Raw genomic sequence first — 13,903 nt, 5'->3', positions numbered from 1 at the left:
AATGGTTGGAAAGAGAAGGCGTGTCAGCCCCCGTAACACGACGTTGGCCTTACGCCGCAAGTTCCGCCTGCCCGGTCTTGGCGCCGGTGATGTAGGAGACGATATCGTTGCCATCGGTATCTTGCTTGCGCAAATTGGCGACGATGCGGCCGCGCCGGAAAACGACGATGCGGTCGACCAGATCGAACACCTGACGCATGTTGTGAGAGATCAGGATCAGCGGCTCGCCATTTTCCTTCAGCGTGCGGATGATGTTTTCGACCTGCATCGTCTCCTGCACGCCGAGCGCCGCCGTCGGCTCATCCATGATGATGAGCTTGGAAGCAAAGGTCGCGGTTCTGGCAATCGCCACGCACTGGCGCTGGCCGCCCGACATGTGGCGGATGGTGTTGGAAAGGTTGGGGATCTTGACCGCTGTGCGGACCAGGGCTGCTTCGGTCGCCTTGCGCATGAACTTGCGGTCGAGGATCGAGAAGGGCCCAAGATTGAACAGCACTCTTTCACGGCCGAGGAACAGGTTCGACGGCACGTCGAGGTCGTCGGCGAGCGCCAGGTTCTGGAACACCGTCTCGATGCCCGCCTCGCGGGCTTCGATCGGCCCGGCGAAATTCACTTCCTTGCCGTCGAACGACATCCTGCCGCTGGTTCGCTGCTCGACGCCGGTGATCTGGCGCACGAAGGTCGATTTGCCGGCACCGTTGTCGCCCATGATGGCGACATGCTCGCCCTTGCGCAGCTCGAAGTTGGCACCCTCCAGCGCATGGACGCCGCCATAATACTTGGTCAGGTTTTCGGTTTTCAGGACGATGTCCGACATGATCAAGCCCTCATTGCCCGCAGGCGTTGGCGCCACTGGTCGAGAACGACTGCGCCGACGATGATCACGCCCTTGACCATCTCCTGATAATAGGCGTCGAGGCGCAAAAAGGTGAAGCCGGAGATGATGACGCCGAAGATCAGCGAGCCGATCACCGTCCCGATAATCGAGCCGCGGCCGCCCGACAGCGACACGCCACCGATGACCGCCATGGCGATCGCATCGAGCTCGTACATCACACCCATGCCGGCCTGGGCAGTGAGATTCTTCGAGCTCAACACCACGGCGGCGAGCGCGGCAAGGATGCCGGCAATGACGTAGACGAGGATCTTGTGGTTGGCGATGTTGATGCCGGACATGCGCGCGGCATCCTCATTGGAGCCGATTGCATAACAGTGCTTGCCATATTTGGTGTAGCTCAGGATCAGCTGGAACAGCACCGCCAGCGAAATGAAAATGATGACCGGCATCAGCCCCTTGCCGATGGCGGCGAAACTCTCGGTCGGAAACGAGATCGGCTGCCCCTTCGACCACCATTTGGCGATGCCGCGCGCGGTGACCATCATGCCAAGCGTGGCGATGAACGGCGGGATGCGCGTGTAGGCGATCAAGGCACCGTTGACCAGGCCGGCCAGCAGGCCGCAGCCGATTGCGACGAGCACCGGCACGATCACCGGCAGGTCGGTCCAGCCCTGGGCAATGAACATCGCCTTGGGGTTCGGGTTGCCGTTGACCGTCGCCACTTGGGCGAAGCTCATGGCTATCATCGCCGTGGCGCCGACGATCGAACCCGAGGACAGGTCGATGCCGCCGGTAATGATCACCTGCGTCACGCCGATGGCAATGATACCGACGATCGACACCTGCAGGATGATGATCTGCAGGCGCGCTTCGTTGAAGATCGCATCGATATTGTCGCGGGTATTGAACAGGAAGCTGTCGCCCAGGAAAACCCGGCCGATCAGCTCGAAAGCGCCGACCAGGATGACGAGCGCCAGGAAGACGTTGAATTCGGCCGGCCATGCGCGCCGCTTCGCATCATAGCTGAGCCCGCCGACGCCGTGAGATGTCTGTGCCAATCGTGCTTCCTCCGTCAGCCACGGTCTCCACCCGGCGCTGTTCAGGCCGAGGGGGAAAAAGCGGAGCGGCGCTGTCTTACTTTGGCGCGCCGCTCCGTATCGGACAGGTCCGCCTCAGTTCTTCTTCAGGAACTTGTCGATATTTGCCGGCGTGACCAGCTGGAACGGGATGTAGACCTTGTGCTCGACCTTCTCGCCCTTCGCTAGCTTGAGCGCAGCATCAAGCGCGCCAGCGCCCTGGCCGGCTGCGTCCTGGAACACCGTCGCATCGAGGTCGCCCGCCTGCATCGCCGCTAGCGCGTCCTGGGTAGCGTCGACGCCGCCGACGACAACCGACTTCATGTCGATATTGGCGGCCTTCATCGCCTGGATAGCGCCGATGGCGCTCTCGTCATTGTTGGCGATGACGCCGTCGAACGGCTTGCCGGTCGACAGCCAGTTGGTCATCAGGTTCTGCGCTTCTTCGCGCTTCCAGTTCGACGTCTGCTTGTCGATGATCTTGATGAAGCTGCAATCCGGCGTGGCAATCACATCATCGATGTCCTTGGTGCGCTGCACCGCGGCCTGGTTCGACAGCTCGCCCATGATCACATAGACATTGGCCTCTTTCTTGCCGGCTTCCTTGAACAGGCGGCAGACCTCCTTGGTCTCGAGCGTGCCAGAATCGGCTTCGTTCGAGGCGACGAAAGCCTGGTTTTCCGGCAGCGTGTCGACGTTGACCGGCTCGCGATTGACATAGACCAGCGGAATTTTGGCAGCGGCGGCTGCGTCCGACATCGCTTGGGTGGCCGAGGTGTCGACCGGGTTGACGATGATTGCGTCGACGCCCGAGGCGGCGAAGTTCTTGATCTGGTCGAGCTGCTTGGCGACGTCGTTCTGCGCGTCTTCCACCTGCAGCTCGACGCCGTCCATGCCCTTGGCCTGCTCGATCATGCCGTTGCGCAGCACGGTGAGAAAATTGTCGTCGAACAACGCCATCGACACGCCGATCTTGGCAGCAAAGGCGGACGAACTCATTAGCGCCGCGAACGCGACGCCCAAAAGCAGTTTTTTCATTTTATTTCTCCTCCACATTGGTGTCCGGCTGCACCGATCTACCCGGAATCCCCGATCTCGCAGGGAATTCTCTCCCGATTGCCATTTTAGTTCCGGAAGGCATTTGCCTGAAACAGATCTTCCGGAACGAAAGAACCAAAATGCTCAGTTGGTGAAATATTTATTCCATTTCGCGTGGGCGTCAAGCGAGATTTCGCCATGAGGAATGGATTTTCGGCATTTCGAGCTCTTTTAGACGAACGCTCAGGCAAGCCAGGCCTGAAAGCGTTCTGATAGATTACATCATGTCTGCCGCCAATGACCGCGACGTCAGATGTTTTCCGGCAGATAAATGTCGAAGGGCAGAAAGGTCTGACCCGGCGCATTCGCGGCGCCGGTCTCGATGGCATGCGCCATCAGCCCGACAAGCTCGCGGCAAAGCGCTGCCAGAGGCGTCGAGATCACCATCGTCAGGAAATTATCCGCCAGCGCCGCGCGGGAGTCAGGCGTGATCTCGTTGCAGACGACCGCTGGCATCTCTGCCGGCTTTGCCTCCCTCAGCGCCGAGATCGCGCCTTCCATGCCGCCACCGGCGACATAGCAGCCGGCAAGATCGGGGTGGCGGGCCAGAAGCTCGATCATTGCATCATGCGTGATCTGGTTCGCTTCCAGATTGACCAACGTCTCAAGGAGAGTGAATTCCGGCGCTTGCTCGCGAAAAAAGGAGCGAAAACCGATCTCGCGAAGCTCGTGGCCGTGGAAGCGATGGCTGCCGACGAAGAGGGCGACCTTGCCAGGTCTCTTCGCGGCCTTCGAGATCATCCAGGCAGCGGTGCGGCCAACCTTGCGATTGTCGAGGCCGACATAGCCCTCGCGAATGCCGGACGCAAAGTCGGAAAGCAGGGAGAACACCGGTACGCCGTTGGCTTTGAGCGCCTCGACGGCCACCGTCAGCGTCGGGTGATCAGGCCCGACCAAGGCGACGGCCCTGGATTTGGCTGCCAGCTTGCGCATCCGCTCGACGATCTCATCCGGCGCCAGCGAATCGGCGAAGTCGATGGTCGCCACGCCTCGAAAGCGCGGCGACTGCGATACTGCCAGTTCAAGTTCGCGGGCAAATTCGCTGTAGAAGACGTCTTCCCGCCGCAACAGCAGAAATCCGAGGCGATACTCCGGCAATTCATGGCGCATCCGCTGCTTGATCAATCCGGCCGCGTGATAGCCGATGCTGGTCGCGGCGTCATAGACGCGGCGCGCGGTTTCCTCGCGCACCGGCAAGCGGTTGTTCAGCACCCGGTCGACGGTGGCAACGCTGACCCCCGAAATGCGTGCCAGGTCGGTGATCGTCGGCCGTTTCGCCATCGCTGCCTCGCTCCAACTATCCGACTCTTTTAAACCATTCTGATGGAAAATGATAGAAACTATCTTTGTGATATTGAGTCTATCAGCGCTCGGCGTTATTTTGAACACTGACCGAATATGATCGAGGCCTCCGCCATGGTGGATATTGGACTCCAAACCGGGAACACAACCTCAGCAGCAGCGTCCCAACGCGACTACAGCCTGGTCGGCCGCGACGCGAAGCTTGCCGTCGAGAGCGGGCTGGCGGCGGCCGAGTGGTATCACACCGACGTGCCGCGCAAGCAGATGAAGGAGCTGATGCAGCGCTCCGACGGCCCGGCGATCCGCGATACCATCATCTGGCTCGGCGCCATGATCCTCAGCGGCGCGGGCGCCGCCTTGTTCTGGGGCAGCTGGTGGTGCGTGCCGTTCTTCTTCGTCTATGGCGTCCTCTACGGTTCCTCCACCGATTCACGCTGGCACGAATGCGGCCACGGCACCGCCTTCAGGACGCAGTGGATGAACGACGTGGTCTATCAGATCGCCTGCTTCATGATCATGCGCAACCCGGTGACCTGGCGCTGGAGCCACACGCGCCACCATACCGATACCATCATCGTCGGCCGCGATCCGGAGATCTCGGTCATGCGCCCGCCCGATCTGCTGCGCGTCGTGCTCAATTTCGTCGGCATTCTCGATGCCTGGCATGCGATGAGCGACATGCTGCGCAATGCGGCCGGCATCATCAGTCCGGCCGAAAGAACCTTCATTCCCGACCAGGAGCAGCCGAAGGCAATCCGCATTGCTCGCATCTGGACGGCGATCTATGCCGCGACGGTCGCGCTGGCGCTTCTTACCGGCTCGTTCCTGCCGCTGATGCTGGTCGGGCTGCCCAGGCTTTACGGTGCCTGGCATCATGTCATGGTCGGCCTGCTGCAGCATGGCGGCCTGGCTGAAAACGTCACCGATCACCGGCTGAACAGCCGCACCGTCTACATGAACCCGATAAGCCGTTTCATCTACTGGAACATGAACTACCACGTCGAGCATCACATGTTCCCCATGGTGCCCTACCATGCGCTGCCCAGGCTGCATGAGCTGATCAAGCACGATCTGCCGGCGCCGACACCGTCCATCCTGGCCGGCTATCGCGAGATGATACCGGCTTTCCTGCGCCAGCTGCGCAATGAGGATTATTTCATCAAGCGCGAACTGCCGCCGACGGCGAGGCCCTATCGCGAGGATTTCCACAACGATAACGCTGCTGTTGCGGTGGCTGCTGAATGACAAGCCTACGCCGGGGCACCAAGAATCGGGGAAGGCGCAAATGAGCGACTGGGTCGAGGCTTGTGACGCCGAGGACATCGACGAGGAGGATGTGATGCGGTTCGACCATGGCGGTCGCACCTTCGCCATCTACCGCAGCCCCGAGGACGGGTATTTCGCCACCGACGGGCTTTGCACGCATGAGAAGGTGCATCTGGCCGACGGGCTGGTGATGGACGATATCATCGAATGCCCGAAGCATAATGGCCGCTTCAATTACAAGACTGGGGCTGCCAGGGGCGCGCCGGTCTGCGTCGATCTCAGGACCTATCCGGTCAAAGTCGACGCCGGCAAAGTCCTTGTCCGGATCGGTTGATGATGACGAAGGGAATGGTCATCATTGGCGCCGGCGAATGCGGCGGGCGCGCCGCCCTTGCGCTGCGCGAGCTCGGCTATGATGGCCCGGTGACGTTGGTCGGCGACGAGCCGCATCTGCCCTATGAGCGGCCACCGCTGTCGAAAGACGCGATGGTCGCCGACGCGCCCCTGATCAAGGCGATCGCCAGTGAGGCGGTCCTGGCCGAAAGATCGATCAGGCATATCCATTCGGTTCAGGCGATGGCGATCGACCGCGTGGCGCATGTCGTGCGCCTGTCGGACGGCTCGGTCCTGGCCTACGACAAGCTCCTGCTGGCGACAGGGTCGCTGCCGCGCAAGCTGCCGATTCCGGGCCTTGGCGGGCGCTGCGTCTATCTGCGGACCTTCAACGACGCACTGGCCATTCGCGCTCATCTCAGCGCCGGAAATCGCGTCGCCATCATCGGCGGCGGCTTCATCGGTCTCGAGCTCGCCACGGCGGCACGCAGGCTCGGCGCCACTGTTGCCGTTATCGAGGCGCAGCCGCGCATTCTGATGCGCGGCGTGCCGGCCGAGATCGCGCAGGTTATCCATCAGGCGCATGAAGCCGAAGGCGTAAAAATCCTGTGCGGCGAGGGCATCGACGCCATTGCCGATGACGGCGCCGAAGTGCGCATCGTGCTTGCCGGTGGACACGACATTGTCGCCGATCTTGCCGTGATCGGCATCGGCGCCGTGCCGGTGACCGGACTTGCCGCGGAGGCAGGGCTGACGATTGACAATGGTATCGCCGTCGACGCCGAGCTTCGCACCAGCGACCCCGACATCTTTGCCGCCGGCGATTGCTGCTCGTTTCCGCTCGCCATCTATGGCGGCCGGCGAGTGCGGCTGGAAGCCTGGCGCAATGCGCAGGAGCAGGGCGCGCTTGCGGCCAGGAACATGCTTGGCGCCGGCGAGGCCCACGCGGCGGTGCCATGGTTCTGGTCGGATCAGTACGGCCTGACCTTGCAGATCGCCGGCCTGTCGGACGAAGGCCGCAGCATTGTGCGTCGCGAGCTCGGCGACGGCGCCTTCATCCTGTTCCATCTCGCCGAGGACGGCAGGCTGGTTGCGGCAAGTGGCATCGGCCCCGGCAACGCGGTCGCCCGCGACATAAGGCTGGCCGAGATGCTGATCGCGAAAAGGGCAAAGCCGGCGCCGGAAGCGCTAGGCTCGCAAACGATCAAGCTGAAGTCGCTGCTGGCGACATGAGCCAGCGCGGGTTCCAGAGCCATTTGAAAGAACTTGCGGAGCGCTTGCCGTTCTGGTGGTGACAATCCTGCACCTGATGGCGGGAGACGACCCTGAGCGGTCGTTCCTGCCCGCGATGGAAACGTCTCATGAGGGTTGGAACGGGGTCGTTCGCGCGACTTTGCGCCGAAAGGTTGCCATGAGGCGAATGATCCGATCTCGATCCCAGATGTCAGCTAAGCGCTTGCCGTCACGGCCGAGACGACCCCTTCCAGCCAACCGAGTTTCAGATGTAACCGAATTTCCTCCTTCTGAAATCGCAGCGCGACCCTCTCTCCTCAGTAGACGGGCTGACCACAGCCCGCCGCCCTGCCCGTAGACGGCCGGGGCTCTGTGAAAAGAGGCTATCATGACGCCTCCAGTCCAGTGTGTTCTCCGTGTTATGCACCTGGTCATCGCCCGATCCCTTAGGGCCGCAGCGCAACGGCGTGAGCTGGCTCAACTTAGCGACCGCCAGCTACGCGATGCCGGAATCGATCCCGCATTGGCAGGCCGTGGCAAGGCGGCCGCCGTCGATAGAACCAGCCTGCTTCGACTGCCGACCCTGTCGTCCGGCTGAGCGAGTTGATAGAGGAGCTAGCGATGGCCGGTCTCTCCACCGCGATCGGCGCAGAAGTCGGAGAGGTGTGCCTGCTCGGGGCAATGTTCGCTGGACTGATCCTCATCTCAGCTCCGAGAACGCGCTTCGTTCAGAGTCCGATCTCTGACTTGCCGGGCGCTCAGCGTCCGGTCGTCTTTCAAAGCAGTTCCAGGCGCCGAACTGGACGCTTTGAGATCGTCGGAACTGAACTCGACCTTCCCGGCATATCCCGGCCGAGCGATGGAACCCGCGCAAGCTACTTACAACGTCCGAGCCACCCTTGAGCGATCGCTCACGCCTTCAGTCGCGTATAGACGGCGCGCGTTGCCAGTGTTTCTTGCTGTCCGGGACGCGTGAAATAGAGCTCAATGATGTGGCGATCGTTGTTCTCGATTTTGATTACAGTGCGCATGCCGACCTGCTTGCCGACTGTTTCTTCGCCCGCCACGCCCTGGTCGGTAAAGGTGCCGGACATGCTGATCGGCCTTTGATCCCCCGAATTAGGGACGCCTTTAAAATACATCATGGTTGTGTTGACAGGATCGATCGTGACCCACTCGTAACGTCCGTCCATGATGCTGTAGCCGAGCCATCCTTTGCGCCAGACCGGCGCTCCATCCAGCGTTCCCTCCATTATGTCTTCGATGTAACGGCCGCCCGCCAACCACTGACGATGGCTAATGAGATCGTCCGTCACGAGCGGCGGCTGATCGGGGCTACGGCCGAGTGTGCCGTAGAAGCTCATCTGGACGCGCCAGGTGCCGATCATTGGCGCCAGGACCTCATGCCCCGGGCCCGGCAATCCACGGCGAAGCCAATTCGGCAACTCCGACTGGGTCGGGGGCTCGGCTGCAGCCGAGCTGCCTTGAGCCAATGCGCCGAAAGGAATGGGGAGGACGAACGCAACGACGAATAGGGCAACGTGTAGTGTCTTGATCATACTTTATCTCCAGCTCATCGCTCGCCCGGGAATTGCTATGACGCGCTCAGTTGGGGCAATCGTTGCGAATTTTGTCGGGTGAACTCGTGGATACTCATCTCATACCTCTCCGTCATTCGATGCTGACCAGCGTTTCACCACCGGAAACTTCGATAACGGCGCCGGTCACGAAGTCATTGGCCATCAGGAAAAGTGCGGCCTTGCCGATATCGTCGATTTTTCCGACGCGTCCTGCCGGGAAGCGCTGACGCACCAGCGCGAAAAACGCCGCGCGCTTCGCCTGCGGCATGCCGGCCCACATTTCGCTGTCTATGACGCCTGGTCGGATTGTGTTGACGCGGATCGGACCGAGTTCGAGCGCAAGGGCTCGCGTCAGCGCCTCCAGACCAGCAAAGGCGACCATCATCATCGATGCGCCCATGCGAGGCTTGGTCACCAAGCCACCGGTCGTGAATGTGATCGAACCACCTTTCGGCATCCTAGGCGCTGCGTGCCGCGCGCAAGACCAACTGCCCAAGAGCTTGCCGTGCAGAACGGCCTGCGCGTTGGCCATCGTCTGGGAGAGGAAGGGACCTCCCGGACTCGGCGGGGTCGCGGTGATGAGAAGGTGGTCGAGCGTCCCTAGTGTTTCGAACATTTGCTCGACCGCTGTATCATCGGTCATGTCCAGCGACTGGAACGTGATCGAACCGTGGACCCTTTGCTCTGCAACCATTCTCGCTGAAGGGCGCCGCCCGAGCGCAATGACGTCGGCGCCTGCTTGACAGGCTGCGCGGGCCGCACCCATGCCCATGCCGCTTGTCCCGCCGACGATCACGACACGCTGATTCGAAAGAGACTGCTCGTCACCGTTCATCCTGGATCTCTGCCGCTGGCATACGGACTCAGCATCTCCAGCCACTGCGTCTCCATGTCGCCCGGTTCGAGCTCACCAGCATCTACGACGAAGCTCTGGACATAGGCTTCGCCGAAGTGGCTCTTGAGTGCATCGATACTGCGCCAGACCTCGTAGATAACGATGAGATCGGGGTCGGTCCGATCTCGATGGATGTGGAATTGAAGACAGCTGGCTTCCGATCTCGTCGCTTGGAGATCTTTGAGCATACGGGCGACAAGCGCGGAGCCTTGGCCGGGGGTGGCGCGATGCTTAGCGATAACGCAATAGGGCGTGTCTTCGCCAGCGGTTGGTCGAGGAAGATCAGGCAACGTCAGCGCCATGTGGTACTCCTGCCGGAACGGCCGACCGAAGTGGTTGCGGCCATTGAAATTGGCAGATGCTGGTATGGCGTTGCTATGGCAGAAACGACTGAATATTTGACCGTTTGTCGCGCGTATTTTCCGTATTACACGCGGTCGCAACAGGAGCGTATCTGCGGCTGGTCGAAACAGCCTCGCATGAACCCGATCAGGATTCTGTTCCGCTCACACGCAGCCCTGAATCTCGGATAGCGCCGGGTGAGACACCCATGAAGCGTTTGAACGCCCTGCTGAAGGACGCATCGGACTCATATCCCAACTCCGATGCGATCTGTGACTGCGACATATATCCGTTACGCAACCAGGATGCCGCCAGCCGAAGCCTCCATTGCAGGAGATAGCGGGCGGGGGATACCGACAACAGGCTCTTGAACCGCTGCGAGAACCTCGATCGCGACAGCCCGGACAATGCAGCCAGGCGATCGACTGGCCAGTCTTCCCCAGGGGAGCGATGGATTCTTGCAAGCGCCGACCCGATTTGTGGATCCTGCACGGCCGCCAGCCAACCAGTCAGATCGTCGGAACATGTCTCGACCCAGGTTCTGATTACTTGCGTCATGACAATATCGGCAAGGCGCGCCATTATCGTTGCCGAGCCGATTCTTTGCCCTTCAGCCTCGCGCGCCATCATCGCAATGAGGCTTGGTAGGTCAGTATCGCCATGCTCGGCATGCCGGATGTGCATCACAGAAGGTAGCAGTTCCAGCAGCGGATTTGCTGTCGGGCCCTCAAAGCCGATCGTACAGCATGCGATCAACGATCGCGCGCCGCCGCCGCCAGACTTCAACTCGTAAGTTCCGTTCCCGATCAACGCTGGTTTGACATCGGCGAGCGGCAAGGTTCGCCGTTTTGGCCGATCGGACATAGTGTGCTCTGTTCCGTGGGGAAGAAGAAGCACATCGCCGTTTTCGAGCAGCAGCGGCGGCAAGCCCTTGGCTTGTATCCAGCAATGACCCTCGAGCATCGCATGAAAACGTACACCCTCCCTGAACGGCACGGCGATGCCCCAGGGCGCCGTCAACTCGCTGCGGCCATATCTCGCATGGGCAAGGCGTAGATCGCGCAGCACCTCGCTCAACAAATCATTCTCGGCCGGCTGGTAGCCCATCGTTGCACGCCCTAAACCGGGCCGATCAATGGACCTAAGCGGATCACTCATCTGCACTCCTTTGCCCCAACTTCGCATACGCTTATGCATCCCGTTACCTCTCTTAGTAGGCAACCGAACGGAGACCTATTACGGATCCAGATTCCGCAAGAGATCTGACAATGGAAATGGGATTCTGCTGGCGGCGTTCGCTTAGGGATGCGCCGGACTTTTTTCAACAATATCCACCCCTTGCTGCCCATCAGATCGCGCGCGCGACAAAGCTGTTCCCCAGCCGGGGGCGATCCCTTGAAAGGATCGACGGGTTCGAAGCCACAGAGTTCAAGCAGATAGGCGATTTCCTGGCGCAGGCTCCACCGCAGACCTTCACCGCTAAAACAGCGCCTTCAGCTCCGGCAGCTTGTCGTTGACTAGCCAGCCATAGTAATTTTCCTCAGGCAGCTTTTCCGGCTCGCCCGCAGCGCGGCGCTTGTCGTTCTCGGCCTTCAGCGCATAGGCACGCTGTTCCGGATTGCCGACATTGTAGAGCGTCGACGTGATGCCGGGATTGCCTGAGATGTCGAAGCCGGCAATGCTTTTATAGGCGTCGATCGACTTCCGGATCGTTGCCGCGACATAAGGCAGGGTCAGGTCAGGATCCATGATGGTCTTGTAGACCGCGTTCGGGTCGCCGACGTCGAGCTCCGGCAGGCCGGAAACCTTGTGCACGAGATCGCTCATCTGCAGTGCCGTCAGCGGATTGAGCTGGCCAAGACCAAAAGTCTGGCCGGCATAATAGGGCTGGAAGAAAGTCGCGCCGAAGCGGTCGTTGGGAAAGCTCTCGCCGTTGACGGTCTTGCCGCGGAACGACCGGTTCCACACCTGCTCGCGGCATTCCCAGAGTTCGTAACTGTCCGATTTGCCCGCGCACTTGGCAAATTGCGGCCGTTGCACGAAATCGGTGATGTCTTCGCCTTCATAGGCGAAGGAGAGTTTGCTCGACAGATACGAGATCGCCTTGACGTAGTAGGTCTGCAGCCGGTCGTAGGCATCGACATTGTAGGTGTGCTCGCCGACGATGGCGCCGACGATATGCATCGGGTCGATGCCATAGGCCGCGGCTGCCTGCATGATCTTGCCACGCAGCTCGGCATCGTTCTGGAGCAGCGCAAACACTTTGCGGTATTTCGCCTGGAAGGTGGTGTTGGTCGCCTGGGTGCGCCGGCTGGATGCGCCCGGTATGTCGGGCTGCTCGGTGTTGCGGTTGCCGGGCGGCACCATGGTTGCCGCTTGCGCGGCGAACATGGCTGCCGCCAGCGTCAGCCCGAGAAGGACGAGGATCAGTTTTTTCATGCGCCGCCGCCCAAATAGTCGCCGGGCAAACTAGGTAATGCTCCAACGGGAGTCGAGAGACGCCTGCACCCGACGGGACGAAAGCTCGCCGGATGCTTCCATTTGGCCACACATCGGAAATGCCGGGCTGAATTTGGCGGAGACCGGGAGCAATTCCCCGGCCTCTTTGAGGATGAAGCGTCTCCTACAGGATGAAACGCGACAAATCCGTGTTTCTGGAGAGGTCGCCGACATGCTTCTCCACATAGGCGGCATCGACGGTCACGGAGGTGCCGTTGCGGTCCGGTGCGTCATAGGAGATCTCGTCCAGCACCCGTTCCATCACCGTCTGCAGCCGCCTGGCGCCGATGTTCTCGACGCTGGCGTTGAGGTCAACAGCGATGCCGGCCAACGAGTCGATCGCGTCATCGGTGAAGACCAGGTCGACTCCCTCGGTCTTCATCAGTGCGATATACTGCTTGATCAGGCTGGCTTCGGTCTCGGTGAGGATGCGGACGAAATCGTCCTTCTCCAGCGCCCGCAGCTCGACACGGATCGGCAGGCGGCCCTGCAATTCCGGCAGCAAGTCGGATGGCTTGGCGACGTGGAACGCACCTGAAGCGATGAACAGGATGTGGTCGGTCTTCACCGGTCCGTATTTGGTCGCAACCGTGGTGCCTTCGACCAGCGGCAGCAGGTCGCGCTGCACGCCCTCGCGCGAAACACCGGCACCGATGCCGCCTTCGCGCGAGGCGATCTTGTCGATCTCGTCGAGGAAGACAATGCCGTCATTCTCGGTCGATTCGAGTGCCCTGCGCACCACCTCGTCCTGGTCGAGCAACTTGTCGGACTCGTCGCTGATCAACAGCCCGTAGGACTCTTTAACGGTCGTCTTGCGCATCTTGGTTTTCTTGCCGCCCATCGCTTTCGACAGCATGTCGTTGATGTTGAGCACGCCGATATTGGCGCCCGGCATGCCGGGGATCTCGAAGCCGGGCATGCCGCCATTGCCGGTATCGGCCACTTCGATCTCGATCTCCTTGTCGTCAAGCTCGCCGTCGCGCAGCTTCTTGCGGAAACTGTCACGGGTGGCCGGACTCGCCGTCTTGCCGACGAGCGCTTCAAGCACCCTTTCCTCGGCGTTGATGTGGGCACGCGCCTCGACGTCCTCACGCATCTTCTCGCGCACCAGCCCGATGGCGATCTCGACCAGATCGCGGATGATCTGCTCGACATCGCGGCCGACATAGCCGACCTCCGTAAACTTGGTGGCTTCGACCTTGACGAAAGGCGCACCGGCAAGGCGCGCCAAGCGGCGAGAAATCTCGGTCTTGCCGACACCGGTCGGGCCGATCATCAGGATGTTCTTCGGCATCACCTCTTCGCGCATCTGGCCCTCGAGCTGCTGGCGGCGCCAGCGGTTGCGCAAGGCAATCGCCACGGCACGCTTGGCGTCTTTCTGGCCGATGATGAAGCGGTCGAGTTCCGAAACGATTTCGCGGGGAGAGAAGGTGCTCATGTC

Annotated in this window: 14 protein-coding genes; 4 read left to right on the top strand and 10 right to left on the bottom strand. The window is 61.0% G+C overall.

All coding sequences use genetic code 11. The annotated features are described in order from the left end of the window. Positions 1 to 49: 49 nt before the first annotated feature. The 4 genes from NKJ09_RS09835 to NKJ09_RS09820 form a co-directional block, all read right to left on the bottom strand. A complete protein-coding gene (locus tag NKJ09_RS09835; protein ID WP_023718245.1) occupies positions 50 to 817 on the bottom strand; it encodes an ATP-binding cassette domain-containing protein in 768 nt (255 codons plus the stop codon). A gap of 2 nt (positions 818 to 819) precedes the next feature. Next, entirely contained in the window at positions 820 to 1,896 is a 1,077-nt protein-coding gene (locus tag NKJ09_RS09830; RefSeq protein ID WP_352495260.1) for an ABC transporter permease, read from the bottom strand. A gap of 114 nt (positions 1,897 to 2,010) precedes the next feature. Then, positions 2,011 to 2,952 (bottom strand): sugar ABC transporter substrate-binding protein, encoded by a 942-nt coding sequence (locus tag NKJ09_RS09825; protein WP_023718247.1) that lies wholly within the window; start codon positions 2,950 to 2,952, stop codon positions 2,011 to 2,013. A gap of 309 nt (positions 2,953 to 3,261) precedes the next feature. Next, positions 3,262 to 4,293 (bottom strand): LacI family DNA-binding transcriptional regulator, encoded by a 1,032-nt coding sequence (locus tag NKJ09_RS09820; RefSeq protein ID WP_023718248.1) that lies wholly within the window; start codon positions 4,291 to 4,293, stop codon positions 3,262 to 3,264. A gap of 135 nt (positions 4,294 to 4,428) precedes the next feature. On the opposite strand from NKJ09_RS09820, the gene NKJ09_RS09815 reads away from it, so the two are divergent. The 4 genes from NKJ09_RS09815 to NKJ09_RS09800 all read left to right on the top strand — a co-directional run bounded on the left by NKJ09_RS09815 (position 4,429) and on the right by NKJ09_RS09800 (position 7,744). Continuing rightward, positions 4,429 to 5,559 carry a fatty acid desaturase family protein gene (locus NKJ09_RS09815; protein WP_051409640.1) on the top strand — a complete coding sequence of 377 codons (1,131 nt, stop codon included), beginning with the start codon at positions 4,429 to 4,431 and terminating at the stop codon, positions 5,557 to 5,559. 40 nt (positions 5,560 to 5,599) lie between these two features. Further along, positions 5,600 to 5,914, top strand: a complete 315-nt coding sequence (locus tag NKJ09_RS09810; RefSeq protein WP_023718250.1) for a MocE family 2Fe-2S type ferredoxin — start codon at positions 5,600 to 5,602, stop codon at positions 5,912 to 5,914. 2 nt (positions 5,915 to 5,916) lie between these two features. Beyond that, positions 5,917 to 7,146, top strand: coding sequence for an NAD(P)/FAD-dependent oxidoreductase (locus NKJ09_RS09805; RefSeq protein WP_023718251.1), 1,230 nt, complete (start codon positions 5,917 to 5,919; stop codon positions 7,144 to 7,146). A 388-nt stretch (positions 7,147 to 7,534) separates the two neighbouring features. Beyond that, entirely contained in the window at positions 7,535 to 7,744 is a 210-nt protein-coding gene (locus NKJ09_RS09800) for a YjiS-like domain-containing protein (protein ID WP_352495259.1), read from the top strand. A gap of 313 nt (positions 7,745 to 8,057) precedes the next feature. Here NKJ09_RS09800 and NKJ09_RS09795 read toward each other — a convergent pair whose 3' ends face one another. From NKJ09_RS09795 to hslU, 6 genes are all read right to left on the bottom strand, one after another. Continuing rightward, the gene (locus NKJ09_RS09795) at positions 8,058 to 8,705 is read right to left on the bottom strand and encodes a DUF1579 family protein (protein WP_352495258.1); all 648 of its coding nucleotides are present in this window, start codon (positions 8,703 to 8,705) and stop codon (positions 8,058 to 8,060) included. 112 nt (positions 8,706 to 8,817) lie between these two features. Next, positions 8,818 to 9,561: an SDR family oxidoreductase gene (locus tag NKJ09_RS09790; RefSeq protein WP_352495257.1), complete on the bottom strand. Its 744-nt coding sequence runs from the start codon at positions 9,559 to 9,561 to the stop codon at positions 8,818 to 8,820. Further along, positions 9,558 to 9,923, bottom strand: coding sequence for a putative quinol monooxygenase (locus NKJ09_RS09785; protein ID WP_023718254.1), 366 nt, complete (start codon positions 9,921 to 9,923; stop codon positions 9,558 to 9,560). The genes NKJ09_RS09790 and NKJ09_RS09785 overlap by 4 nt, the downstream gene beginning before the upstream one ends. 187 nt (positions 9,924 to 10,110) lie before the next feature. Further along, entirely contained in the window at positions 10,111 to 11,121 is a 1,011-nt protein-coding gene (locus NKJ09_RS09780; RefSeq protein WP_352495256.1) for an AraC family transcriptional regulator, read from the bottom strand. A gap of 321 nt (positions 11,122 to 11,442) precedes the next feature. Then, positions 11,443 to 12,402: a DUF1402 family protein gene (locus NKJ09_RS09775; RefSeq protein WP_352495255.1), complete on the bottom strand. Its 960-nt coding sequence runs from the start codon at positions 12,400 to 12,402 to the stop codon at positions 11,443 to 11,445. 184 nt (positions 12,403 to 12,586) lie between these two features. Continuing rightward, entirely contained in the window at positions 12,587 to 13,900 is a 1,314-nt protein-coding gene (gene hslU, locus NKJ09_RS09770; RefSeq protein WP_023718257.1) for an ATP-dependent protease ATPase subunit HslU, read from the bottom strand. Positions 13,901 to 13,903 lie beyond the last annotated feature (3 nt).

Source organism: Mesorhizobium sp. M0189 (genome assembly GCF_040322135.1).
GTDB lineage: Bacteria > Pseudomonadota > Alphaproteobacteria > Rhizobiales > Rhizobiaceae > Mesorhizobium.
The sequence above is the reverse complement of the archived record's forward strand: the minus strand, read 5'-3'. Positions and strand labels throughout refer to the sequence as shown.